Source organism: Hydrogenophaga sp., assembly GCF_022844385.1.
Classification (GTDB): Bacteria; Pseudomonadota; Gammaproteobacteria; order Burkholderiales; family Burkholderiaceae_C; genus Hydrogenophaga.
Genome location: NZ_JALHLX010000019.1, coordinates 16272 through 42097 on the forward strand (window position 1 = coordinate 16272; position 25826 = coordinate 42097).

At 65.9% G+C, this 25826-nt stretch carries 21 protein-coding genes; 12 read left to right on the forward strand and 9 right to left on the reverse strand.

The window, feature by feature from the left end:
• Positions 1-50 precede the first annotated feature (50 nt).
• Positions 51-2339 carry an NADP-dependent malic enzyme gene (locus Q0C59_RS06085; protein WP_291213088.1) on the forward strand — a complete coding sequence of 763 codons (2289 nt, stop codon included), beginning with the start codon at positions 51-53 and terminating at the stop codon, positions 2337-2339.
• Between the two features lie 64 nt (positions 2340-2403).
• On the opposite strand, the gene msrA is transcribed toward Q0C59_RS06085, so the two are convergent.
• The gene (gene msrA / locus Q0C59_RS06090; RefSeq protein WP_291213091.1) at positions 2404-2940 is read right to left on the reverse strand and encodes a peptide-methionine (S)-S-oxide reductase MsrA; all 537 of its coding nucleotides are present in this window, start codon (positions 2938-2940) and stop codon (positions 2404-2406) included.
• Between the two features lie 61 nt (positions 2941-3001).
• Complete coding sequence (locus Q0C59_RS06095) at positions 3002-3892, reverse strand: LysR family transcriptional regulator (protein ID WP_291213094.1); 891 nt, start codon at positions 3890-3892, stop codon at positions 3002-3004.
• A 104-nt stretch (positions 3893-3996) separates the two neighbouring features.
• Between Q0C59_RS06095 and Q0C59_RS06100 the strand changes: the two genes are divergently transcribed.
• From Q0C59_RS06100 to Q0C59_RS06135, 8 genes are all read left to right on the forward strand, one after another.
• The gene (locus Q0C59_RS06100; protein ID WP_291213097.1) at positions 3997-5190 is read left to right on the forward strand and encodes an acyl-CoA dehydrogenase; all 1194 of its coding nucleotides are present in this window, start codon (positions 3997-3999) and stop codon (positions 5188-5190) included.
• A gap of 58 nt (positions 5191-5248) precedes the next feature.
• Positions 5249-6727 carry a potassium/proton antiporter gene (locus Q0C59_RS06105; protein WP_291213100.1) on the forward strand — a complete coding sequence of 493 codons (1479 nt, stop codon included), beginning with the start codon at positions 5249-5251 and terminating at the stop codon, positions 6725-6727.
• 104 nt (positions 6728-6831) lie between these two features.
• Positions 6832-7530, forward strand: coding sequence for a TetR/AcrR family transcriptional regulator (locus tag Q0C59_RS06110; protein ID WP_291213103.1), 699 nt, complete (start codon positions 6832-6834; stop codon positions 7528-7530).
• A gap of 19 nt (positions 7531-7549) precedes the next feature.
• Positions 7550-8710 (forward strand): efflux RND transporter periplasmic adaptor subunit, encoded by a 1161-nt coding sequence (locus Q0C59_RS06115; RefSeq protein ID WP_291213106.1) that lies wholly within the window; start codon positions 7550-7552, stop codon positions 8708-8710.
• Between the two features lie 10 nt (positions 8711-8720).
• The gene (locus Q0C59_RS06120) at positions 8721-11900 is read left to right on the forward strand and encodes an efflux RND transporter permease subunit (RefSeq protein ID WP_291213109.1); all 3180 of its coding nucleotides are present in this window, start codon (positions 8721-8723) and stop codon (positions 11898-11900) included.
• 50 nt (positions 11901-11950) lie between these two features.
• The gene (locus Q0C59_RS06125) at positions 11951-12658 is read left to right on the forward strand and encodes a protein-L-isoaspartate O-methyltransferase (RefSeq protein ID WP_291213112.1); all 708 of its coding nucleotides are present in this window, start codon (positions 11951-11953) and stop codon (positions 12656-12658) included.
• A gap of 21 nt (positions 12659-12679) precedes the next feature.
• Complete coding sequence (locus Q0C59_RS06130; protein WP_370654260.1) at positions 12680-13030, forward strand: rhodanese-like domain-containing protein; 351 nt, start codon at positions 12680-12682, stop codon at positions 13028-13030.
• 52 nt (positions 13031-13082) lie between these two features.
• The gene (locus Q0C59_RS06135; protein WP_370654513.1) at positions 13083-14441 is read left to right on the forward strand and encodes a TolC family outer membrane protein; all 1359 of its coding nucleotides are present in this window, start codon (positions 13083-13085) and stop codon (positions 14439-14441) included.
• A 10-nt stretch (positions 14442-14451) separates the two neighbouring features.
• On the opposite strand, the gene Q0C59_RS06140 is transcribed toward Q0C59_RS06135, so the two are convergent.
• From Q0C59_RS06140 to Q0C59_RS06165, 6 genes are read right to left on the reverse strand one after another with little or no spacing between them, the layout of a single operon-like run.
• The gene (locus tag Q0C59_RS06140; protein ID WP_291213115.1) at positions 14452-15543 is read right to left on the reverse strand and encodes a rhamnan synthesis F family protein; all 1092 of its coding nucleotides are present in this window, start codon (positions 15541-15543) and stop codon (positions 14452-14454) included.
• A complete protein-coding gene (locus Q0C59_RS06145) occupies positions 15540-16748 on the reverse strand; it encodes an O-antigen ligase (protein ID WP_291213118.1) in 1209 nt (402 codons plus the stop codon). The genes Q0C59_RS06140 and Q0C59_RS06145 overlap by 4 nt, the downstream gene beginning before the upstream one ends.
• Positions 16749-16782: 34 nt before the next feature.
• A complete protein-coding gene (gene neuC, locus Q0C59_RS06150; RefSeq protein ID WP_291213121.1) occupies positions 16783-17904 on the reverse strand; it encodes a UDP-N-acetylglucosamine 2-epimerase in 1122 nt (373 codons plus the stop codon).
• Positions 17904-18956, reverse strand: a complete 1053-nt coding sequence (locus Q0C59_RS06155) for an N-acetylneuraminate synthase family protein (RefSeq protein WP_291213124.1) — start codon at positions 18954-18956, stop codon at positions 17904-17906. Before Q0C59_RS06155 ends, neuC begins: the two co-directional genes overlap by 1 nt.
• Positions 18957-18986: 30 nt before the next feature.
• A complete protein-coding gene (locus tag Q0C59_RS06160; RefSeq protein WP_291213126.1) occupies positions 18987-19877 on the reverse strand; it encodes a hypothetical protein in 891 nt (296 codons plus the stop codon).
• Between the two features lies 1 nt (position 19878).
• Positions 19879-20568, reverse strand: a complete 690-nt coding sequence (locus Q0C59_RS06165; protein WP_291213129.1) for a cytidylyltransferase domain-containing protein — start codon at positions 20566-20568, stop codon at positions 19879-19881.
• A gap of 199 nt (positions 20569-20767) precedes the next feature.
• Between Q0C59_RS06165 and Q0C59_RS06170 the strand changes: the two genes are divergently transcribed.
• Positions 20768-22102 carry a 3-deoxy-D-manno-octulosonic acid transferase gene (locus Q0C59_RS06170; RefSeq protein ID WP_291213132.1) on the forward strand — a complete coding sequence of 445 codons (1335 nt, stop codon included), beginning with the start codon at positions 20768-20770 and terminating at the stop codon, positions 22100-22102.
• Entirely contained in the window at positions 22099-23370 is a 1272-nt protein-coding gene (locus tag Q0C59_RS06175; protein ID WP_291213135.1) for a 3-deoxy-D-manno-octulosonic acid transferase, read from the forward strand. Before Q0C59_RS06170 ends, Q0C59_RS06175 begins: the two co-directional genes overlap by 4 nt.
• A gap of 6 nt (positions 23371-23376) precedes the next feature.
• Here the strand turns inward: Q0C59_RS06175 and Q0C59_RS06180 are convergent, their stop codons facing one another.
• Complete coding sequence (locus Q0C59_RS06180; protein ID WP_291213138.1) at positions 23377-24759, reverse strand: phosphomannomutase/phosphoglucomutase; 1383 nt, start codon at positions 24757-24759, stop codon at positions 23377-23379.
• Positions 24760-24876: 117 nt separating this feature from the next.
• Here Q0C59_RS06180 and Q0C59_RS06185 point away from each other — a divergent pair.
• The coding region (locus tag Q0C59_RS06185; RefSeq protein ID WP_291213141.1) for a bifunctional transcriptional activator/DNA repair enzyme AdaA at positions 24877-25826 on the forward strand (950 nt) is incomplete at its 3' end.

Here is a 25826-nt window from a genome sequence, read left to right on the forward strand (position 1 = left end):
CCCGACGAGGGGCACAATGAAACGCACAACAACGGTCACAGGAGACAAACATGACCCCCGCCGAAGAAGCCCTGCGCGACGCCGCGTTTGAATACCACCGCACGCCCTCGCGCGGCAAGATCGCCGTCACCCCCACCAAACCCCTGTCCAACCAGCGCGACCTCTCGCTGGCCTACTCACCCGGCGTGGCCTACCCGTGTCTCGCCATCGAAGCCGACCCCACGCTGGCGGCCGAGTACACCAGCCGCGGCAACCTGGTCGGTGTGATCACAAACGGCACGGCCGTGCTCGGCCTGGGCGACATCGGCCCGCTGGCCGCCAAACCGGTGATGGAGGGCAAGGGTTGCCTGTTCAAGAAGTTCGCCGGCATCGACGTGTTCGACATCGAGCTCGACGAAAAGGACCCGGACAAGCTGGTTGAAATCATTGCAGCGCTGGAGCCCACGCTCGGCGGCATCAACCTCGAAGACATCAAGGCGCCCGAGTGCTTCTACATCGAGAAGAAGCTGCGCGAGCGCATGGGCATCCCGGTGTTCCACGACGACCAGCACGGCACCGCGATCATCTCGGCCGCCGCCCTGCTCAACGGCCTGGAGCTGGTGGGCAAGGACATCGGTGCGGTGAAGCTGGTGGTGAGTGGCGCCGGTGCCGCCGCCATCGCCTGTCTGGACGTGATGGTCGGCCTGGGCGTGGCGCGCGAGAACATCTTTGTCTGTGACTCCAAGGGCGTGATCTTTGAAGGCCGCCCCGGCGGCTACGACGAATCGAAGGCGCGCTACGCACAGAAGACGACGCTGCGCACACTGGCCGATGCGGTCAGCGGCGCCGACGTGTTCCTGGGATGTTCGGCGCCGGGCGTGCTCACTGCCGAGATGGTCAAGACCATGGGCCCCCAGCCCATCATCCTCGCGCTGGCCAACCCCGAGCCCGAGATCCGGCCCGAGCTGGCCAAGGCCGTGCGGCCCGACTGCATCATCGCCACCGGCCGCAGCGACTACCCCAACCAGGTCAACAACGTCCTGTGTTTCCCCTACATCTTTCGGGGCGCACTCGACTGCGGTGCCACCAAGATCACCGAAGAAATGAAGCTGGCCTGCGTGCGCCAGATCGCCGACCTGGTGAAGAGTGAAACCAGCGAAGAAGTGGCCAACGCCTATGCCGGGCAGGAGCTCAGCTTCGGCCCCGACTACATCATTCCCAAGCCGTTCGATTCGCGTCTGATCCTGCGGATTGCGCCGGCGGTGGCGCAGGCCGCGGCCGACTCCGGCGTGGCCACGCGGCCCATCCAGGACATGGAGGCTTACCGCCAGCAGCTCGGGCGTTTCGTCTACCAGACCGGCATCCTGATGCAGCCGATCTTCAACGCGGCCAAGGCCCTGCCGAACAAGCAGCGCGTGGCGTACGCCGACGGCGAAGACGAACGTGCGCTGCGCGCCGCGCAGATGGCCATCGACGACCAGATCGCCGTGCCCATCCTCATTGGCCGCCCGGCCGTGATCGAGGCGCGCATCGCCAAGGCCGGCCTGCGCATGAAGCTCGGGCAGGACGTGCAGAACGTGAACCCCGAGGACGACCCGCGGTTTCGCCAGTACTGGGAGCACTACCACCAGCTCATGGGCCGCGAGGGCGCCACGCCCGAGGTGGCCAAGGCGGCGGTGCGGCGCTCCAACACCATCATCGGTTCGCTCATGGTTTCGCTGGGCGACGCCGACGCGCTCATCTGCGGGCTGGTGGGCGGTTTCATGACGCACCTGGAGCGCATCGACCATGTGCTGGGTCGCCGCCAAGGTGCGGGGCTCTACGCGTCGGTGAACGCGCTCATGACCGACCGTGGCCCGATCTTCATTGCCGACACCTATGTGAACGAAATGCCCAGCGCCGAGGAGCTGGCCGAGATCGCCTGGATGGCCGCGCAGGAGGTGCAACGCTTCGGCCTGCCGCCCAAGATCGCGTTCCTCTCGCACTCCAGCTTCGGATCGAGCAAGCGGCCTTCGGCGCGCAAGATGGCCCTCGCCCGCGACCTGTTCGTGGCCGCCCACCCCGAGATCGAATGCGATGGCGAGTTGCACGGTGACGCCGCCCTGCAGCCCGAGATCCGCAGCGCCTACCTGGCCGAGACCACGCTGTCGGGCTCGGCCAACCTGCTGATCTGCCCCAACCTGGACGCGGCCAACATCCTCTACAACGTGATGAAAACCACCGCGAGCGGCGGGGTCACGGTCGGACCCATCCTCATGGGTGCAGCGGGCACGGTGCACATCCTCACACCGGCCGCCACGGTGCGGCGGGTGCTCAACATGACGGCGCTGGCCGCAGCAACGGCTGCGCCCCGCAACTGAGGGCGGCTGGCCAACAACGCAAAAAAGGACGCCGCAGCGTCCTTTTTCTTGGGTATCGATCCAGCTATTTCGCCAGGCGCGCAAACGTCTTGCGAAACTTCGCCACCTTGGGCGCCGCCACCATCATGCAGTAGCCCTGGTTCGGGTTGCGCTCGAAAAAGTCCTGGTGGTAGGCCTCGGCGGCCGAGTAGTTGTCCAGCGGAACCAGCTCGGTCACGATGGGTTTGCCATAGGCTTTGTCGTTCGTGAGTTCGTCGATCAGGCCCTGCGCCACCTGCTTCTGCTCCGGCGTGGTGAAGTAAATGCCGCTGCGGTACTGCGTGCCCACGTCGTTACCCTGGCGGTTCAGCGTGGTGGGGTCGTGGATCACGAAAAAGATTTCGAGAATCTCGCGCGTGCTGATCTGCGCCGGGTCGTACTCCAGCCGCACCACCTCGTTGTGGCCCGTGGTGCCGGTGCACACCGCCTCGTAACTGGGCTGCTTCACATGGCCATTGCTGTAACCCGACTCCACGTCGGTCACGCCCTTGACCCCCACGTACACCGACTCGGTGCACCAGAAACAGCCGCCACCCAAAACCAGAACTTCTCTGTCGCTCATCGTGTTCTCCATGTGTAGCAACCCGCGGTCGTCGCGCTTGGCGCGGGATTCTTTCAACGCCTCACTGTAGTGGTTGTGCAAACGCCCGCACCGCACCGAGGAATGCCCCCAGCGCGGCCTGGTCTCTGTCTGTCTTCCACAGACAGTGGGTCTCATAAGGCGGCGTATCCACATCCAGCGGCACGAACACCGCGCCAGGCAGCCCGGCCTGCTGCAGCGCGGCCGGCACCAACGCACAGCCCAGCCCCTGCGACACGATGGACACCACGCTGAGCCAGTGGCGCAACTCAAACCGGATCTCGGGAGAAAAGCCGGCGTCGGCGCACAGGCCGAGGATGCGCTCGTGGTAATCGGGCGAGACAGCGCGCGAGACCACCGCAAACGGTTCACCTTGCAGCCGCGCCAGCGACAAGCGCTTGCGCTTCGCCAGCGCATGGTCCGCCGGCAGGCAGGCCACAAACGGCTGGCTGGACACCAGGATCTGCGAAAAGCCCGCAGGCACGCGCGTGGTGTGCACGAAGCCGATGTCCAGACGTTCGTGCATCAGGTCGATCAGCTGGTCGCTCGAACTCAGTTCGCGCAGCACCAGCCGCAGCTTGGGGTGGTCCACCGCAAAGCCCTGCAGAATCTGCGGCAGCCCGCGGTACAGCACCGTGCCGGCAAAACCGATCTGCAAACTGCCCAGCATGCCCTGCGACACCTCGCGCGCCTCCCGCGCAGCCAGGCCCGCCTGATCGAGCAGCGCGCGCGCCGCTGGCACGAAAGCCTGACCGGCTGCGGTGAGTTGCACGCCCCGGCTGTTGCGGGTGAAGAGCTGGGCGCCCACCGAGGCTTCGAGCTGCTGGATGTTGAGCGAGAGCGGTGGCTGGGTGATGGACAGTCGTTGCGCGGCGCGCCCGAAATGCAACTCCTCGGCCAGCACGAGGAAATAGCGCAGGTGGCGAAATTCCATGAATAGCTTTCCTGTATCAATGGATACTGATTCGATATTAGACAGGTATTCATGCCAGGCGGACAATGCGCGCATTGCCACCTCAACATCCGGAGACACCGACCATGCTTTCCCCCACCAAGGCCAAGGCCAGCTTCAGCTGGGAAGACCCCTTCCACCTCGACGCCCAGCTCACCGACGACGAGCGCGCCGTGCGCGACGCCGCCCACGCCTACTGCCAGGAACGCCTGGCCCCGCGCGTGGTGGAAGCCTTCCGCCACGAGAAAACCGACCCCGCGATCTTTCGCGAGATGGGCGAACTCGGCCTGCTCGGCCCCACCATCCCCGAGGCCTACGGCGGCAGCGGTCTGAACTACGTGTGTTACGGCCTGGTGGCCCGTGAAGTGGAGCGTGTGGACTCCGGCTACCGCTCGATGATGAGCGTGCAAAGCTCTCTGGTGATGGTGCCCATCAACGAGTTCGGCACCGAAGAGCAGAAGCAGAAGTACCTGCCCAAACTCGCCAGCGGCCAGTGGATCGGCTGCTTCGGCCTGACCGAACCCAACCACGGCTCCGACCCCGGCAGCATGGTCACGCGCGCCAAGAAGGTCGCCGGTGGCTACAGCATCTCCGGCAGCAAGATGTGGATCAGCAATTCGCCCATTGCCGACGTGTTCGTGGTCTGGGCCAAGGACGACGAAGGTTCGATCCGCGGCTTCATCCTCGACAAGGGCATGAAGGGCCTCTCGGCCCCGGCCATCCACAGCAAGGTCGGCCTGCGCGCCAGCATCACCGGCGAGATCGTCATGGACGGCGTGTTCTGCCCCGAAGAAAACGCCTTCCCCGAGGTGCGTGGCCTCAAGGGCCCGTTCACCTGCCTGAACAGCGCGCGCTACGGCATCGCCTGGGGTGCGCTAGGTGCGGCCGAGGACTGCTACTTCCGCGCCCGCCAGTATGTGATGGACCGTCACCAGTTCGGCCGCCCCCTCGCAGCCAACCAGCTGATCCAGAAGAAGCTGGCCGACATGCTGACCGAGATCAGCCTGGGCCTGCAGGGTTGCCTGCGCCTGGGCCGCATGAAGGACGAAGGCACGGCCGCCGTGGAGATCACCAGCATCTTGAAGCGCAACAGCTGCGGCAAGTCGCTCGACATTGCCCGCATGGCCCGCGACATGATGGGCGGCAACGGCATCAGCGACGAATTCGGCGTGGCCCGCCACCTGGTGAACCTGGAGGTGGTGAACACCTACGAAGGCACGCACGACATCCACGCGCTCATCCTCGGCCGCGCCATCACCGGCATCCAGGCGTTTTCCTGAAGCCTTGAGCCATCTCCCGTGCCACAGAAGCTGGCACGGTTTCTGTTAGCTTCAGGGCATGTTCCTGTCGCTCGATTTCCTCACGCTTCCCCTGCTGGCCGCTGCGGCGCTGGTGTTCCTGAGCGTGCTCGCCGGGGTGGTGTCGGCGCGTGTGGGCTTCTCGTTCCTGCTGGTCTTCCTCACCGTCGGCATTCTGGCCGGCGAGGATGGTCCGGGTGGCTTTGTTTTCAACGACTTTCGCCTGAGCTTCTGGGTCGGCAACGTGGCGCTGGCCGTCATCCTGCTCGACGGCGGGCTGCGCACCGACCTCACCACCTTCCGCACCGGCCTCAGGCCCTCGCTGGTGCTGGCCACGGTGGGCGTGGTGGTGTGCACCGGCATCACCGCCACGGCGGCGTGGGCCCTGCTCGACCTGTCCTGGCCACTGGCGCTGCTGGTGGGCGCCATCGTGGGCTCCACCGACGCCGCGGCGGTGTTCTCGCTGCTCAAATCGTCGGGGGTGAAGCTCAACGAACGGGTGGCCGCCACGCTGGAGATCGAGTCCGGCATGAACGACCCGATGGCGGTTTACCTCACGCTGACCTTCATCGCGGTGGCGCTGGCCGCGATGGCGGGGGAAACGGAGAGCATCACCGCCCTGAGCGTGGTGCGCTCGTTGGTGGAGCAGTTTGGCTACGGCACCATCGCCGGCCTGGCCAGCGGTTTTGGCCTCGCCGGTCTGCTCAAACGCCTGGGCCGCGGCACCGACGGTGGTGGCGGCATCCGGGCCTTGCTCATCGTCTCGGGCGGCCTGGCCGTGTTTGCGGGCACCACCTGGTTCGGTGGATCGGGCTTTCTCGCGGTCTACCTCATGGGCATGATCACCGGCAACCGCGCGCGCCGCCAGGTGCGCACCTCGCTGTCGGCCATGGACGGTTACGCCTGGCTGGCGCAGGCCGGCATGTTCCTGCTGCTCGGCCTGCTGGTGAATCCCACCGAACTGCTGCGCACCATCTGGCCCGCGCTGGGGGTGTCGGCGGTGCTGATGCTCGTGGCGCGGCCGATCTCGGTATGGGTCTGCCTGTCCCCGTTCCGCTTCAACCGGCACGAAATGACCTTCATTTCGTGGGTGGGCCTGCGTGGCGCGGTGCCCATCGTGCTGGCCGTGTTCCCGGTGATGGCCGGCGTGCAGGGAGCGCAGACCTTCTTCAATGTGGCCTTTGTGGTGGTGCTCACCTCCCTGCTGCTGCAGGGCTCCACCATCGCCTGGGCGGCGCGACGCACCCATGTGGCCCTGCCTGACCTGGACGACACCGAACAGGCCCGTCTGGTGTTCGGCGACTTCGTGATGGACGCCAGCACACCGCTGGAAGATCTGTGCGGTTTCTATGGACTGCCGGTGCCCGCGGAATCCAACGTGTCGGTCGGCCAATGGCTGCGCAACGAACTGCACCGACCACCCGTGGTGGGTGATGCCGCCCAACTGGGCAAGGCCGAGGTCAGCGTGCGGGAAATGAACGCCAACCGCATCACGCGCGTGGGCATCAAGCTGGGCTGAGCCATTTCACCGGGTGGGGTTTGCCTTGGCTTTATCCCTGCGAGACAGTCAGCGCAGGGACCGTCGGGTACATTAATAACCCATCGGTCATTAAAATCCATTGCATGCCTGCGCCCCCAGTCACCGAACCCTCCGACGACAGCACCTCCACCGACGCGGGTGCGCCGCAGCGCCGCTCACGGCGCAAGGAAGCGCGCCCCGGCGAGTTGCTGGACGCCGCACTCACGCTGTTCGTGGAAAGAGGCTTTGCTGCGACCCGGGTGGAAGAAGTGGCGGCCATGGCGGGTGTGTCCAAAGGCACCCTGTTTCTGTACTTCCCGAGCAAGGAAGAGCTGTTCAAGGCGGTCGTGCGCGAGAACATCGCGGGTCGCTTCACCGAATGGAACGAGGAGTTCGAGCGCTTCAGTGGCGACAGCGCCGAGCTCGTGCGCTATTGCATGCACTCGTGGTGGGAGCGCATCGGCACAACACCCGCCTCGGGCATCACCAAACTCGTGATGAGCGAGGCCGGCATGTTTCCCGAGATCGCGGCCTTCTACCAGCGGGAAGTGATCGAGCCCGGACACGACCTGATCCGCCGCATCCTGCAGCGCGGTGTGGACCGGGGCGATTTCCGACCCTTGCCCATGGAATACGCGGTCTACAGCCTGATCGCGCCGATGATCTTCCTGCTGATGTGGAAACACTCCGTGGCGCCCTGCTGCCCGGCCACCGCGCAGATCGATCCAGTCGGCTTCATCGATGCCCAGGTCGACTTGCTGCTGACCGGCATGTTGGCCGCCCCCGGCCGCCCCAACGTCTGAATTTCTCAAGTCATCCGCCATGAACACCCGCCGCCCGTTGTCTTTCTGGATCAAGTGGCTGCTGCTCATTGCGCTGGTGCTCGGCATCGCCCTGGGCGTCACGCGCGCGCTGGGCAAACGCAAGGCCACGAACGAGGCGGCCATGGCGGCCGCCGAATCGTTGCAGAAGACGCCCACGTACACGCTCTCACCCGCCGACGTGGTGACGGTGCAAAACATCGCGCTCACCCAGACCGTTGCCCTGTCAGGTTCGGTGGACGCCTTGCAGACCGCCGCCATCAAGGCAAAAACCCCCGGCGAGATCCAGGGGCTGACCAAGCGCGAAGGCGACCCGGTGAAGGCCGGCGAAGTGGTGGCACGCATCGACAGCACTGAGGCCCAGGCCCGCGTGCGCCAGGCCACGCGCCAGGCCGAGTCGGCACAGGCGCAGGTGGCGATTGCCCGGCGCACCTTCGACAACAACCAGGCACTGGTGCGCCAGGGCTTCATCTCCAACACCGCGCTGGACACCGCCAGCGCCAACCTCGCCAGCGCCGAGGCCACGCACCAGGCCGCGCTGGCGGCGCTGGACATCGCGCGCAAATCGCTGGCCGACACCACGCTGCGCTCACCGCTCACAGGCCAGATCTCGGCCCGGCTGGTGCAGAACGGCGAACGCGTGGGCATCGACACGCGCGTGCTCGACGTGGTCGACCTCTCGGGCTTCGAGATGGAAGCCGCCATCGCACCGGCCGATGCGGTGTCCGTGCAGGTGGGCCAGACGGCGCGCCTGACGATCGAAGGTCAGCCCGAGCCGGTGCAGGCCACCGTGGCGCGCATCAACCCCAGCGTGCAGGCCGCCAGCCGCAGCGTGCTGGTGTATCTGCGCGTGCCTGCGCAGCCCGGCATGCGCCAGGGGCTGTTTGCCCAGGGGCACATCGTGATCGGCTCGGTCACGGCGCTGGCCGTGCCGGCCTCCACCGTGCGCAACGACAAGCCGCAGCCCTATGTGCAGGTGGTGCGAGAAGGGGCGGTCGTGCATGTGCCGGTGCAGCCGGGCGCCACCGGCCTGCTCGGCAACGAACCCATGCGCGCTGTGGAAGGTCTGCCAGCCGGCACGCAGCTGCTGCGCGCCCAGGCCGGCCTGATCCGCGAAGGCACTGCCGTGCGCCTGAACGCGCCCGCCACCGCCACCAACTGAGCAGTCCACCATGTGGTTCACCCAGGTCTCGCTGCGCAATCCGGTGTTCGCCACCATGGTGATGGTGGCCTTCGTGGTGCTGGGCATCTTTTCGTTCCAGCGCCTGCAGGTCGACCAGTTCCCGAACATCGACTTTCCGGTGGTGGTGGTGACCACCGCCTACCCCGGCGCATCGCCCGAGATCGTGGAGTCCGAGGTCACCAAGAAGGTCGAAGAAGCGGTGAACGCGGTGGCCGGTGTCAGCACGCTCACCTCGCGCAGCTACGAAGGTTCGTCGATCGTCATCATCGAGTTCCAGCTCACGGTGGACGGGCGCAAGGCGGCCGAAGACGTGCGCGAGAAGATGGGCATCCTGCGCCCGGTGCTGCGCGACGAGGTGGAAGAGCCGCGGGTGCTGCGCTTCGACCCGGCGGCTCGCTCCATCTGGTCGGTGGCCGTCATTCCAGAGGCCGTGAACGGCAAGACACCGAGCGCGGTGGAACTCACCACCTGGGCCGAACAAACCTTCAAGAAGCGCCTGGAAAACGTGCGCGGCGTGGGCTCGGTCACGCTGGTGGGCGGCACGCAGCGCGCCATCAACATCGAGCTCAACCCCTCGGCCATGGAAGCGCTGGGGGTGACCACCGAGCAGGTGACCAGCGCCGTGCGCAACGAGAACCAGGACCTGCCGGTGGGCACGCTCAAGACCGGCGAGAGCGAGCGTGTGGTGCAGGTGCTCTCGCGCCTGCAGAACCCGCAGGATTTCGGCGACATCATCGTCGCGCGCCGGGCCGGCCAGGCGGTGCGCCTGTCGCAGGTGGCCACGGTCAACGACGGAACCGAAGAGGTACAGAGCCTCGCGCTCTACAACGGCCAGCGCACGCTGCTGCTGCAAGTCCAGAAGGCGCAGGACGAAAACACCATCGCGGTGACCGATGGCCTGAAGGCGGCGGTGGAAAACCTGCGCGCCGAGCTGCCGCCGGGTATCCGGCTGGAGCAGATCGCCGACGGCTCGCGGCCCATCCGCGTGTCGGTGGACAACGTGCGACGCACGCTGATCGAAGGTGCGCTGCTCACGGTGCTGATCGTCTTCCTGTTCCTGAACTCGTGGCGCTCCACCGTCATCACCGGCCTCACGCTGCCCATCGCACTCATCGGCACTTTCTTCTTCATGAACCTCTTCGGGTTCACCATCAACATGATCACGCTGATGGCGCTCACGCTCTCGGTGGGTCTTCTGATCGACGATGCCATCGTGGTGCGTGAGAACATCGTGCGCCACGTGCAGATGGGCAAGACGCCGTACAACGCGGCCATGGAAGGCACGCAGGAAATCGGCCTGGCCGTGCTGGCCACCACGCTGTCCATCGTGGCGGTATTCCTGCCCATCGGCTTCATGGGCGGCATCATCGGCAAGTTCTTTCACGAGTTCGGCATCACCATGGTGGCGGCGGTGCTCATCTCGATGTTCGTGAGTTTCACGCTCGACCCGATGCTGTCGTCGGTGTGGCACGACCCCGAGATTGAAAAACACGGCAAGGGCGCTGCACCGCGCACGCTGTACGACAAGACCATCGGCCGCGTCACCGGCTGGTTCGACCGTTTCCAGGACGACCTGGCCGACACCTACCAGACGACGCTGCGCTGGTCGCTCAAACACAAGCTGGCCACGCTGGGTGTGGCGCTGGCCACCTTCATCGGGAGCTTGTTCGTGCTGCCGCTGCTGGGCACCGAATTCGTGCCCAAGGCCGACTTTTCGGAAACCTCGCTGAGCTTTCACACGCCGGTGGGCTCGTCGCTGCAGGCCACCGAGGCCAAGACGCGCGAGGTCGAGGCCATCCTGCGCCAGTTCCCCGAGGTGAAATACACGCTGTCCACGCTGAACACAGGCATTGCGCAGGGCACCATGTACGCCAGCGTGTATGTGCGCCTGGTCGACCGCAAGGACCGCACGCTGAGTGCAGACGCCATGTCGGCCCAGCTGCGCGAGCGCTTGCGCAGCGTGCCCGGCATCACCGTCACGCACGTGGGCCTGCTGGACGCCGTAGGTGGCAACAAGCAGGTGGAGTTCTCGCTGCAGGGGGACGATCTGGCCGAGCTGGAACGTCTGAGCGCCTCGGTGATGGAGCGCATCCGGCCCATCGTGGGTCTGGTCGATCTGGACGCCAGCGTGAAACCCAACAAGCCCACGGTGGACGTGAAGTTGCGGCGAAAACTGGCGTCTGACGCCGGCATGAACGTGGCGGCCGTGGGTGGCGCGCTGCGCACGCTGGTCGCCGGTACCACGGTGGGCAACTGGCGCGCCCAGAACGGCGAGAGCTACGACGTGAACGTGCGCCTGGCGGCCAGCGAACGCGAACGCGCCAGCGATCTTGAACAACTGCCCTTCATGGTCGGCACCGCCGCCGACGGCACCGCCCGCGTGGTGCGCCTGGGCCAGGTGGCCGAGGTGGTGGCCTCCACCGGCCCCAACCAGATCAACCGACGCAACCTCAACCGCGAGGTGTCGATCAATGCCAACGTGTTCGGCCGCTCTGCCGGCGAGGTGTCGGCCGAGATCAAGCAGGTGCTCGACAGCACGCCTTTCCCGCCTGGCTACCGATACGAGTTCGGCGGCTCCACCAAGAACATGCAGGAATCGTTCGGCTACGCCATCTCGGCACTCGCCCTGGCCATCATCTTCATCTACATGATCCTGGCCAGCCAGTTCCAGAGCTTTCTGCAGCCACTCGCCCTCATGACGGCGCTGCCGCTCACGCTGATCGGCGTGGCGCTGGCCTTGCTCATGTTCGGCTCCACCATGAGCATGTTCTCGGTCATCGGCATCGTGCTGCTGATGGGCCTGGTCACGAAAAACGCGATCCTGCTGGTGGACTTTGCGATCCGCGCACGCAACGGCCTGGCCGGTGAGGCCCCGATGGACCGCGAGTCCGCCCTGCTGCTGGCGGCCCGTGTGCGGCTGCGCCCCATTCTCATGACCACGCTGGCCATGGTCTTCGGCATGGTGCCGCTGGCGTTTGCACTGACCGAAGGCTCGGAACAGCGCGCGCCCATGGGCCAGGCCGTCATCGGCGGGGTGATCACCTCGTCGCTGCTCACCCTGGTGGTGGTGCCGGTGGTGTACTGCTACATGGACGATCTCGCACAGTGGTTCCGCCGCAAGCTCGGCATGGGCCCCAAGTTGGCTGAGCCTGTGGTGTCCGCTCCGTAAAATCCAGCCATCCCTTTCCATCTTCCAGACGCCCTCCAGGAGCCCCCTCCATGACGACGACCACCGCGCCGACCATCCACACCGGCTTTGACCAGGCCCGCTTCAACATGATCGAGCAGCAGATCCGCCCTTGGGAGGTGCTCTCCCCCCAGGTGCTGGAACTGCTGTCGCGCATCCACCGCGAAGCCTTCGTGCCCGCCGCGCACCGCGCCCTGGCCTTTGCCGACATGGAACTGCCCCTGACCCACCCCGCCGTGGACGGCCAGTGCATGCTGGCGCCCAAAGTCGAAGCCCGCCTGCTGCAGGACCTGGACCTCAAGCCCACCGACAAGGTGCTGGAAATCGGCAGCGGCAGCGGCCACATGGCCGCCTTGCTGGCCAGCCTGGCGCACAGCGTGGTTACGGTCGAGATCGACCCCGTGCTGGCTAGCACCGCGCGCGAGAACCTGCGCAACGCCGGCATGGCCAACGTCGAGGTCAAACACGCGGACGCCGCCGCGCAGGGCTTTGCCGCCTGCAGCGTCAACGGCCCGTTCGACGCCATCCTGCTCAGCGGCTCGGTCGCCGAGATCCCGCCCGCCCTGCTCGCCCTGCTGGCCCCCGGTGGCCGGCTGGCGGCCGTCGTCGGTCATGAGCCCATGATGCGCGCCACCATCGTCACCCGCATTGCCGATGCCTCGTTCCAGACCGCCCAACCCTGGGACACCGTGGCGCCGCGCCTGCTGAACTTTCCCGAGCCCTCGAGCTTCCGCTTCTGAGGCCTTCGTTCAAGGACACCCATGAAAGCGATTCAACCCGGCCAGCTCGACACATGGCTCACGCAGGTGGCCAGCGAGGTGCCCACAGGCGGCATGCCCGTGGTGCTTGACGTGCGCGAGCCCTGGGAACTGCAGACCGCCAGCGTTCAACCCGTCGGTTTCGAGCTGCGCCACATCCCCATGCGCAGCGTGCCCCAGCGCCTCGCCGAGCTCGACCGCGACCAACCCATCGCCTGCCTGTGCCACCACGGCATGCGCAGCGCCCAGGTGGCGAACTTCCTGATCAACCAGGGATTCACGCAGGTGGTGAACATCCACGGCGGTATCCACGCCTGGTCGCAGGAACGCGACCCCGCTGTTCCGGTCTATTGACCGACCACGCCACCTCTGGTCATTCGCTCGCCATTCGTTTCAAAGGAACTCCATGACAGTCCCGCACGCAGCCGCTTCCCAGGGGAGCCGCCCTTCTTCCATGAGCCGACTGGCTGTTGCCGCCTGGCTGGCGCTGGGTGCGGCCTCGGGTGCACACGCGCAAAATCTGGTGGAGCTCTATGAAGCGGCGCGCGGTTTTGACGCGACCTTCCTCTCAGCCCGCTCGCAATACGAAGCCAACCTCTTCCGCGCCGACCAGGCCAAGGCAGGCCTCCTGCCCCAGGCGGGTCTGGGCGCTGCTGCCAGCTGGGCGCGGCGCGACATCAACGGCGGCCCCGACACCAGCAGCAACAGCCAGAGCGCGACACTCTCGGCCAGCCAGCCGCTGTACCGCCCGGTGAACCAGATCAACAACGACCAGGCCCTGCTCTCGGTGGACGTGGCCAAGGCCGCGCTCACGCTGGCCGAACAAGACCTGATCGTGCGCACCACGCAGGCCTACTTCGACGTGCTCGCCGCCACCGATACGCTGGCCTTTGTGCGCGCCCAGAAGACCGCGGTGGGCGAACAGCTCGCAGCGGCCAAACGCAACTTCGAAGTCGGCACCACCACAGTGACCGACTCGCGCGAAGCGCAAGCCGGTTTTGACCTGGTCGTGGCACAGGAGATCGCCGCCGAGAACGACCTGCGGGTGAAGCAGCTCACGCTGAACCAGCTGGTGGGTCGGGCCGCCGTGTCACCCAAGCCCCTGGCTGCGCCGGTGGTGCTGCCGCCCTTGCTGCCGGCCGACCCGCAAGCCTGGGTGGCGCTCAACGACGCGACACATCCCACCATCCTGCAAGCCACGCGCGGGCTGGAAATCGCGCAGCTGGAAACCCGCAAGGCCGAAGCCGGCCACAAGCCCACGGTGGACCTGGTGGCCCAGTACCAGGTGGCGCGCGCGCCCTCCACGCTCACCCTGACGCAGAACACCGTGCGCAGCAACAACGCCAGCGTGGGCGTGCAGTTCAACATGCCGCTGTTCGCCGGCTACGCGATCCAGAACCGCGTCAAGGAAACCATGGCGCTCGAAGACAAGGCCCGCACCGACCTGGAAGCCGCCAAACGCGGCGTGGATCTGGCCACGCGCAGCGCGTTCCTGGGTGTGCTGTCGGGCCAGGGCCAGGTGAAGGCACTGGAAGCAGCCGAGGCCTCCAGCCAGAGCGCCCTGGACGCCAACCGCCTGGGCTACCAGGTGGGCGTGCGCATCAACATCGACGTGCTCAATGCACAAAGCCAGCTCTTCCAGACCAAACGCGATCTGGCCCAGGCGCGCTACAACGTGCTGCTCGGCGGGCTGCGTCTGAAGCAGGCCAGCGGGCGGCTGGTGCCTGAGGATTTGTTGCCGATCAATTCGTTGCTGGCGCCCTGAACCACTCGGCTCAGCGGGTGCTGGCTTCAATCTCGGCCAACACCGCTTGCTCGGGTGCGGGCAGATCACCCGCCATCACCGCACGCAGGTATTGGCGGCGCATGCGCACCTGCAGCTCGCCCTTGTTTTTCTTGAGCAAGGGAATGCCCAGCAAACGGATGCTGGCGAAACAGAACGACGAGTGGAAATTGCGCTTGTTCACCACCGCACGGATGTGGTCGATGGCCTGCGTGCGCCAGGCCTCTGACGTGGCGTCGGCCTGCAGCAGCGCGTCCCGTGCCCGCTCCAGCCCTGGGTCGGTGTAGGCGCCGTACACCAGTGTCTGGCGCAGGAACGCCGCGGACTGCTGCTCTACCGCGGCCATGAACCGGTCCCTGGAGTAAAGCCCTTCGCTGGGAACACCGGCGGCAAACAGCGTGCGCGAAAAACCGCGCTCACCCCGTCGCACAGTGAGGTATTTGTTGCTGGTCGATACGTAGTCGTTCCAGTAGTTGACGAACACCTCCGAAGTCAACACAGCACGTTTGATCAGGAAGAAGTACGACAGGAAAATGCCGGCATGCTCGGAGTCCGCCTCGGGCAGATCCACATGCCGCAATGCGCCCAGAAATCCGGCGTTGGAAGCTTCCATCGACGCGAGCATTGTTTCGTTCGGGTCGAGCGGAAACCACACGCTGTCGTTGAGGATGATCAAACTCTCCGGCGACACGCACCAGTGCCACAGCAGGCGAATTCCGTCGCGGTAACCACCGAAGTCGTAGCCGAAGTTGGGTCGCTCAACAAAGCGCCACACCCAGGGGCCCAGAGCCTGTTCGTCGGCTGCAGACACCGGTGAATTGGCCACCAACACCACCGAGTAGCCGCGCTCGCTGAGGTGGCGGCAAGTGGCCACCGCAGAGGCCGACATACCGCGCGGCTGGTACACCAGAAAAATGGCGACCTTGGGCCCCAGCGAAGCTGCACCGTTCATGACGCGAAAGCCGTTCGGGAATTGCCTGTCAAGCCGGCGCTGGCGGGCTGGGCCGATCAGTCGTTCAGGGATGGCCTGCAGTTGCTGGCGTGCGGTTTCCAGCTCGCGGCGGATCTTCCAAGCCGGGATCATGCCGAGTGCTCCAGCGCAGACACGGGTGGGCGCCACCCAGCCAGCAGCAACGGAAGCACGGAGGCAAACAGATGCCGCTCGGTCGTCACCCAGAAAGGCCCGTTGATGAAGCTGTCGACAAACAGGATGGCGAGGAACGCCACCAGCAGGTTGCGGTAGCGCGCGGTCAGATCGAAGGCCGCCACCAGGGCCCGTTGCATCAGCATCACATAGCCGACCAACCCGATCACGCCGAAGTCGACCGCCACGAGCAAAAACTGGTTGTGCGGATGCACGCAGGCAACCGCGCACACACCCACATCGGCATAAATCTGTTCGGACAGGACCCGGTAGCCCGCCGTGCCGTGCCCCCACCACGGGCTGTCCATGAACATCGCCAGCGCGTTCTTCCACATGTCCAGCCGGTACCCGGTGGAAGTGGTGAACACACCGGCGTCTGTGTACTGCGCAAACTCGGCGAACATCGTGGTGACGCGATCGCGCAGCAGCGGCGATGAAAGAGACAGGAGCACCGCTGCCAACGCCACCAAGGCCAGCGCTCGCCACCGCCAAACGGGCGGCGCCGCCACCAAGGCGAGCGCACAGAACATGGCGAGCAGCACCACCTGGCCGGTGCGCCCCTGCAGCAGGTGGGTGATGCTGAACACCGTGAACGCAGCCACCGACACCCAGGCCCAACGGATCCACCCTTCACGTGCATCGATGGCGATCACCAATGCGAGTGCGGTGAAGAACGACATGGCCAGGCCCTGCGCGATGTAGTCGTTGAACACATGGTGCGAAACACCCATGCCCTGGTTGTGGGAATCGGACCAGGGCACCTGGAACCAGATGTTGGCGTAGGTGCTCACCACCGTGATCACCGAGCCGATCGCAAATGCCAGCAGACCGTGGCGTTGCCACCGGGGATCGTGAAACAAGGTGAGCAGCATGAGCATGAGCGGCAGCTTGCTGTACACGTACAGGTGGTGGTTGATGTACGCCTTGGGCGCATCGGTGTACGTGATGCCCAGCAGCACCAGCGCGGTGAGCAGCACGGCGGGCAAGGTGATCGGGTGGCGGCGTATCACGTCGAACTTCCAGCGCCAGCGGCCGGAGAGGAACCAGCCGATCAGGATCAGCAGGATGCCGATGTTGACCAAAGCGATCGAGGTGGGCACACCGAGCAGCAACATCACCGCGCCGACCTTGGCGGTGATGTCCATCGAAGACCCGAAGCGCGCGCGAACGGAAGAAAGCTCAATCACCGGCAAAGGCCTTTTGCAACGGCTTGAGCCAGAAGTCGGGCCGGTTGAGCACCTCCACGAAGCCTGCCGCGGCTTGGCCGGCGCCAAACGTGGTGTCGGTTTGGAAGCGTGTTCCCCAGATGTTGTTGAGGAATCCATCGATCACCTCCGGATCCATCGCTGAACACGCTGTGATCGATGCACCGCTGGCACGCCGGTTTTGCCGCGTGCCCACTTCCAGGCTGGGCACCCCGAGAAAAGGTGCCTCGCGCACCCCCGCACTGCTGTTGCCCACCATGGCCGAGGCATTCTTCATCAGCTCGGAGAAGTAGTTGAACCGCATCGACGGTATCTGGCGGAAACGCTCCTTGGGCAGCCTCTCCAGCACGGCAAAGATGTCTTCGGTGCCAGGGTCGTTGTTGGGAGCGATCACCACGAAATTGCGTCCACTGGCTTCGAGCCGTGCGAACAGCGCCTGCGCCTGCGCGCCGATGGTGTCGGCCTCCGAGGTCACGGGGTGAAAGATCGCGATGCCGTAGTCGTCAAACGGGATCGCGTAGCGCTCCTTCACCTGCGCCAGCGTCACGCCCGAAGGCCTCGCGTGGGTGTCGAGTTCGGGCGAGCCGATGTTGTAGACGCTCTCCGGCGATTCACCGAGCGCGAGCACGCGCTGCTTCGCGCCTTCAGAGCTCACGAAGTGCGCGGCGCACAGCTTGGTGTTGCAGTGGCGGATGCTCTCGTCGATGGTGCCCGAGACTTCGCCGCCCTCGATATGTGCCGACGGGATGTACTTCATGGCGCAGACGATGGACGCGGCCAGCGCTTCCACCCGGTCGCCGTGGATCACCACCAGATCGGGCCGGTGCTCGTGCACAAAATCCGAGAAGCCCAGGATGGTCTTGGAGAGGATGAAATCCTGGGCATCACCTTCGCGCTGGTTGACGAACTCGAAGAACTCTGCGCCGGGAAAGCGTTTCACTTCCAGCCGCGTTTCGCCGTAGCGCCGCATCATGTGCATGCCGGTGATGAAAAAGCCCACGGCAAAACCGGCCTGTTGCGCGGCCAGCGCGAGCGGCTCCAGCTTGCCGAAGTCGGCCCGGGTGCCGGTGACGAAGAGCAGGCGCCGGCTGGTCATCACGAATTCGCTTGCGGCTTCACGCCGTCCAGGTCGCTCCACAGCAGTTGCTGGTTGCGTTTGACGGCGCGGGTGAGCTTCGCGCCCACCAGGCGGTCGAAGTGCTGCACCGAAATCTCGCCCGAACCGGGGCGGCGCGCCCAGATGTCGCTGGGCATGACCACATGGCCAGCGGGCAGGTCACGGTCGGCCACCATGGAGCCGCGTGCAAAGCGGTACACGTCTTCCTCGGGTGCGGTGCGCACCTTGGGGTTGTGCAGCGCAGTGTGGATTTCGCGCGAGCGGTCGATCAGAAACTTGAGCTCGGCCGGGTCCATGGAGCAGGAGATGTCCGGACCCTTGCGGTAACGCGTGTCGGTGAAGTGGCGCTCCAGGATGCAGGCGCCTAGCGCCACGGCAGACAGGGCCATCTCGGGGCCGATGCTGTGGTCGGAGAAACCGATGACGGCACGCGGGAAAGCGTTGCGCAATTCGGTGATGCCTTGCAGGCTCACGATCTCGGGTGGCGAGGGGTAGAGGTTGGTGCACTCCAGCAGCGCGTAGTCCACGCCCGCGTCGTCCAGTGCCTTCACCGACGGGCGCATGCCGTCGATGGTCTGCATGCCGGTGCTCATGATGATGGGCTTGCCGAAGCTGGCGATGTGGCGGATCAGCGGCACGTGGTTGCACTCGCCCGAGCCGATCTTGAACGCCGACACGCCGATGTCGTTGAGGAAGTCAGCGGCAGCGCGCGAGAACGGTGTGGAGATGTAGATCATGCCGAGCGACTCGGCGTAGGTCTTGAGCGCGATTTCGTCGTCTTTGGAGAGCGCGCATTCTTCCATCACGTCCCAGATGGACTTGTCGGCGTTGGGCGGGAAGATCTGTTTGGCTTCGTCGGTCATCTCGTCGTCGACGAAATGCGTCTGGTGTTTGACCATTTCACAGCCGGCGCGGTGCGCTGCGAGCACCATGCCTTTGGCCACGTCGAGGCTGCCGCCGTGGTTGATGCCGATTTCGGCCACGACCAGCGGTGGGTGTGCGGGGGAGATGTCGCGGTGGGCGATTTTCATGAAGGCCTCTTGCCGGGTGGCGTCAGGGAATTACAGGGAGCCGGCGTAGAACGCCTGGATTTTGGACCGCATGAAACCGAGCGTTTTTTCGCTCCAGATCAGCTTGCGGGATTTTTCGTCAACGATCACGTCGCCTTCTTTGAGCGACAGCAATTTTTCGGGCTTGATCATCAGGCCGTTGAGCGTGACGGCCACCAGTGATTTGCGACGGCTACGCACCCAGGGCAAGCGCGCCTTGATGTAGAGCCAGAAGCCCCAATAAAACATGAACTCGCCCGGAAACTTGACGGCAAACGAGTTGGGGATGCGCACCATGTGTTCCTGCGCCACCCAGCTGATAAATCGTTCATCGGCCGCCATGGGGCGGAATTCAAGCTTCGGGTGTTTGTCCAGCAGGGCCTTGAAGCGCTCGGCGATGAAGTGGCATTCGGCCGGGTGGTAGATCACGAAAGACGAGTTGCCGCGCGCATAACGGCGGCGGTTGGTCCAGCGGTACAGCGTGCGCCCGATCCAGCCAAACGGAATGATCGCGCTCTGCAGAATAGCCACGGTCTGGCGGTTCTCCATCAGGTCCAGTCCGGTGCCAAGGTCGCCGAGCACGATGGTGTCCAGGTCCACGTAGATCGCAGGCAGGTCGGTGGGCACGATGCCGTGGTCGAACATCACCAGCTTGGCCTGGCAGCCCGAGGTCTTGAGGCGGTCCTGCAGCCAGAACTCGGGAAAGCGCACCAGCTCGATGCGGTCCGCCAGATCGGGGCGGTCCTGGTCCGAAATCAGGATGAAGCGCGGCTGTGACGAAGCCTTGTTGGCAATGCTGCGCGCCAGGTTGTTGATGAGCGCCGTCGAATACTTCGTGCCCCAACAGACCATCACGCACTGCCAGGTGGGCGCGGCGTAGAGGTCCATGTGGTCGGTGTTCATCTCACTGACCACGCGTTGCCTCCAGCGCGGCTTCGCAGCGATCGAAGTCGTCCAGCGAGTCGATGTCCTGGCTGCGCTCGGCCGGCATTTCCACCACGCCGATGCGCTCGGACACAAAACTGCCGCTGGCCACAAAGCGTTCGGCGTTCAACACATACAACGCGCCGTTGGGCCGCACCACCGGGGGCAGGCTCTGGCGGTTGGCAAAGCAGTAGGCCGGGTCCGACAGCGGCTGGAACCGGTTGCCGCGCAGCGTGCCCCACTTGAGCACACCCCGGTCGGCGCTGGTGACCGACATCACCAGTTCAAAATAACCCCCGGCGAACACCGCCAGCGCGGCTGCAATGTCGCTGGGCAGGCGCAGCGGCGAGGTGGCCTGCAACAGCACCACCGTGCCGTGGCAGTCGGCCGTGTGCAGCGCGTGCTGCAACACGGGGGCCATGGGCACGGTGTCGCCTGCGAGTTCGGGCGGGCGCTCCACCAGGGTCACCTGGCTGGGCAGTTCGGCCCACAGCACCTCGGGGATGTCGGTCGTGATCACCACGCGCTGGGCGCCGGCTTGCAGCGCCTGGTCCACCGCGTGGCGGTACAGCGGTTTGCCCGCCAGCGGGCGGATGTTTTTCGAGGGCAGGCCCTTGGATCCGGCGCGCAGCGGAATGACTGCGGTCCAGGCCGGCGTGGGAAGGGGCATCGTGGGTGTTCCTGTGTGGGAAGACAAGCCGCGCGGTGAGGGCCTGTCCAAGGGCGTAACTATACTGAATGGCCTTCGACCGGAGCCCCTGGAGCGACGCGCAGGCACCCCCGCCCGACCCGTTTCGTTCCCACCGATGGCCTCCCCCACTTCCACACGCCCAGCCTCCCGCCCTTTTCCGCCCACCTGGCGGCTGTCCGTGCTCATCGGCGTGTACGAACTGCTGTGGCACCTGCTGCTGCCGGTGTTCCTGCTGTTTCTGTGGAAGCGCGGCCAGCGCGAGCCGCTGTATCGAGCCCATTGGGACGAGCGCTTCGGCGCTGCACCCACCGGACTGGACCGTCCGGTGTGGGTGCACTCCGCTTCCATGGGCGAGATGCGCGGCGCGGCGCCGCTGGTGCGCGCCCTGCTTGCAGCGGATTACCCGGTCTTCATCACCACCCTCACCCCGGCTGGCCGCACCGCCGCCCACACGCTGTTTGCAGAAGCCATTGCCGCGCGGCGCCTGCAGGTGAGCTTTGTACCGCTGGAGCTGGGCTGGGCGGTGCGCCGGTTGATCCGCCGTGTGCGTCCGCGCGCAGCGGTCATGACCGAGATCGACACCTGGCCGGTGCTGCTGGCCACCATCCGCCGCTGCGGCGTGCCGCTGGCCATGGCCAATGCCCAGTATCCGAAAAAAAGCATCGTGCGAGACCGGAAATGGGGCGGCTTTCGCGCCGGCATCTTCCAGGCCTACGAACTCGTGCTGTGCAAGTCCGAAACCCATGCCCAGCGCTTTCGCGACGTGGGTTGTGAACGCGTGGTGATCGCGGGCGAGACCCGCTTTGATCTGCCGGTGTCGCCGCAGCAGATCGCTGCTGCGCAAGCCTTGCTCGCACCCTGGCAGCTTGCCACGGCCTCGGGCGGGCAACGACCTGTGCTGTGTTTTGCCAGCGCCATCGTGGGCGAAGACGAGCAGTTCATCGACGCGATCAGACAGGTTCAAGCCGGCCTGCAGGCCGCGGGCTTGCCGCCACCGCTGGTGGTGTACGTGCCGCGCAGCCCACAGCGCTTTGATGCGGTGGTGCAGATGTTCGAAGCGGCGGGCCTGCGCGTGGCGCGCCGCAGCCGCATGCTCGACGCCACGCTGCAGCCCACGCCCGACGCGCCCGACATGACCGCCATCGACGTTCTCATGGGCGATTCCCTGGGCGAGATGTACTTCTACCTCGCGCTCTCGCAGGTGGTGGTGGTGGGAGCATCCTTCGTGCCCATGGGAGCGCACAATGTGATCGAACCGCTGGCACTCAAGAAGCCGGTGATGGTGGGCCACAGCATCTGGGGCATCGAGTACCCCGGCGTGGAGGCGCTGGCCGCGGGTGTCTTGCAGCAGCACATGACGATCCCCAGCCTCTCAGCAGCGCTGGTACAGCTGCTCACCTCGCCCACCGACTACGCCCGGGCCATCGAAGGCGCCGAAGCCTTCTACGCCGAACACGGTGGCGCCACCGCGAAACACATGGCCACGCTCGTGCCCTGGCTGGAAGCACCATGACACCTACGGGCCAGCCCTGGGCACTGCGCGCCTATCTCGTGCTGGCACGGATGCTCGCGCCCGTGTGGCGCAAGGGCTTGCAGCGGCGGCTGCTGCGCGGCAAGGAGACGCCGCGCAGCGTGCGGCAGAAGCTGGGCAGCGAGTACGCCGACCGGCCCGCCGGCATGCTGGTCTGGGGCCACGCGGTGGGCGTGGGCGAGTCCATGGCACTTGCCGGACTGTTCGCGCGGCTCGCCGAGCGGCGGCCCGACTGCAGTTTTCTTATCACCACCACCGCGCGCACCTCGGGCGACGCGCTGCGCCGCACCGGCCTGCCCGCGCGCTGTCAGCACCAGTTCGCGCCGGTGGACACGCCCGAGGCGGTGTCGCGCTTCCTCGACCATTGGCAACCCTCGCTTGCGCTGTGGTGCGAAATGGACCTGTGGCCCGCGCTGATCGCCGAGACCGACGCGCGTTCCATCCCGCGCGCTTTGGTCAACGCGCGGCTGTCGCCCGAGTCGCTCGCCAAGCGCCGCTGGGGTCGCTGGATCTACCAGGCGTTGTTGCCGGGTTTTCGGGAGCTGTTTGCGCAGAACGAAGCCAGCGCGGACGCGCTGGTGGTTCTGGGTGCTCAGCATGAGCGCATCACGGTCAGCGGCACGATCAAGGCGCTGGTGCCACCGCTGGGATGCGATGCGGACGATCTGGAAAGCTGGCAACAGACGCTTGGCGGCCGACCCGTGTGGTTGCTGGCGTCAAGCCATCCGGGCGAGGAGGAGCTGGCGCTGGCGGCCCACACCCGGCTTCGGGCGCAACGGTCCGATGCGCTGTTGATCATCGCGCCGCGAGCCCCGGCGCGAGGACTTGAAGTGGCAGCGCTCGCTTCAGCCGCAGGCCTGCAGGACGTGCCCTTGCGCAGCGCCGGCGCGCACCTGGCCACCGATGCGCCGTTCTACATCGCCGACACCATCGGCGAGATGGGCCTGTGGTACCGGCTGGCACCGGTGGCTTTGGTGGGTGGCTCGTTCGCCAACGTGGGTGGCCACAACCCGCACGAGCCCCTGGCGCTGGGTTGCGCCGTGCTGCATGGGCCCAACGTGTGGAACTTCGCCGAGAGTTACGAACGCCTCGACGGTCTGCGCCAGGCCCGGCTGGTGAACAGCGAAAGCGATGTGGCCTTTGAGGTGGCCGCGGTGTGGGACACCAACCGCCCGATGGACACCACCGCCCTCGTGGACGAACAGGCCGAAGCGGTGATCGAGAAAGTGCAGGCGTTGTTGCCGCGCTGACTTGGTTCAGTGGGAGCTGGCGCCCACCACGGCATCGGGCTTGCCCTGTTTCAGCAAATCGAGCATCACCGCTTCAATGCGGTGCAGGGCTTCGGTGGTCTGGCCTTCAAACCGCAGCACCAGCACCGGTGTGGTGTTGGACGCGCGGATCAATCCGAAACCATCGGGCCAGTCCACCCGCACGCCGTCGATGGTGGACACCTTGGCCTGTGCGTCGAACTTCGCCATGGAAATGAGTTTTTCCACCACTGCGTGCGGCTCGCCCTCGGCGCAGGCCACGTTGAGCTCGGGTGTGCTGAAGCTGGTGGGCAAGGCATTGAGCACGGCGCTGGCGTTCGGGCTGCGGCTGACGATTTCGAGCAGGCGCGCGCCGGCGTAGGTGCCATCGTCAAAGCCGTACCAGCGTTCCTTGAAGAAGATGTGGCCGCTCATTTCGCCACCCAGCGGGCTGTTCAGCTCCTTCATGCGGGCCTTGATCAGCGAATGGCCGGTCTTGTAGATGTGGGCCACGCCGCCCGCCGCCTCAATGGCCGGGGCCAGGCGCTGGGAGCACTTCACGTCGAACACGATGTCGCCGCCGGGCACGCGCGAGAGCACGTCCTGCGAGAACAGGATCATCTGGCGGTCGGGGTAGATGTTGTTGCCTTCCTTGGTCACGATGCCCAGGCGGTCGCCGTCACCATCGAAGGCCAGGCCGAGTTCGGCGTCGGTGTCGCGCAGCGCGCGCATCACGTCCTGCAGGTTCTCGGGCTTGCTGGGGTCAGGGTGGTGGTTGGGGAAGTTGCCGTCCACCTCGCTGAAGAGCTCGATCACTTCGCAACCCAGCGCACGGAAGATGGCCGGGGCCGATGCACCGGCCACGCCGTTGCCGCAGTCCACCACGATCTTCATGGGACGCGAGATCTTGATGTCGCCCACGATGCGTGCCTGGTACGCCGCCTGCACATTGATCAGACGAACACGACCGCCATCGGCGCGTGTGTGTGATTCGGCTTCCATGGTCTTGCGCAGCGCCTGGATGTCCTCGCCGTAAATCGCGCGACCGGCCAGCACCATCTTGAAACCGTTGTAGTCCTTCGGGTTGTGGCTGCCGGTGACCTGGATGCCGCTGGTGCACAGCGTGGCGGCGGCGAAGTACAGCATGGGCGTGGTGGCCAGGCCGATGTCGATCACGTCCACGCCCGCAGCCACCAAGCCGCGGATCAGCGCGGCCGACAAGGCCGGCCCGCTCAGGCGCCCGTCGCGTCCCACGGCCACGCTCTTCTCGCCCAGCTTCATCGCCTGCGTGCCGAACGCCAGACCCAGGGCCTCGGCCACCGCTTCGTTGAGCGCGGTGGGTGTCACGCCGCGGATGTCGTAGGCCTTGAAGATCGAGGGGGTGACTTGCATGGGGGTGTCCTGGGTTCGGGGAGGTTGGACCATTGTAGGAGTGGTACTTTCCCCTGATGGAGGCACATGTCCGGAAACGGCCAGCCGAGCCCATCCGAACGGCCTACCATCACGGTCATGAACCGCCCAGACCGCATCGACGCCGACGCCTGCTACCGCGCGCTGTGCTCGCACGACGCGCGCTTCGACGGGCAGTTCTTTACCGCCGTCACCTCCACCGGTATCTACTGCCGGCCGGTCTGCCGCGTGCGCACACCGCGGCGAGAGAACTGCCGCTTCTTCGCGCACGCGGCGCAGGCGGAACACGCGGGGTTTCGCCCCTGCCTGCGCTGCCGCCCCGAGCTGGCACCGATGGAACGCCACTGGTCCTCCGAGGACGCCTCGGCCATCCTGCTGCAGCAAGCCACGCTGTGGCTGGACGACCCACAGCACTGGCACGACTCTGAAGGCAACATGGGCGAGCGAATGGCTGCGCGCCTCGGCGTGAGCGACCGCCACCTGCGCCGCGTGTTCGAGGACCAGCTCGGGGTCTCGCCGCTGCAATACCTGCTCACGCGCAAGCTGCTCACCGCCAAACAATTGCTCGCGGACACAGATCTGCCCATCACCCAGGTCGCGCTCGTCAGCGGCTTCGGCAGCGTGCGGCGTTTCAATGCAGCCTTCTTCGAACACTACCGACTGAACCCGACCCAGTTGCGACGCCAGATCGGTACGCGTGACAGCGACCAGGGCACCACGGTGCGCCTGGGCTACCGACCACCCTACGACGTGGCGGCCACGCTGGCCTTCTTCCGGCAACGCCTGATCGAAGGCGTGGCCTTCGTCGACGAGCAGCAACGTTTCGGCCAGACCTTGCGCATGGACATCGGTGAGCGCAGCCACCGAGGCTGGCTGATTGCCGAGTTCGACGAAACGCGCAACCAACTCGTGCTGCGCGTGAGCGACGAGCTGCGCGAGGTGCTGCCGCAGGTGATCCACCGGCTGCGCGCTGCGCTTGATCTCGATGCCGACCCGGGCGCGATCAACGCCGTGCTGCACGGCGCGTTCCCGGCCGGCGACGGCTTGCG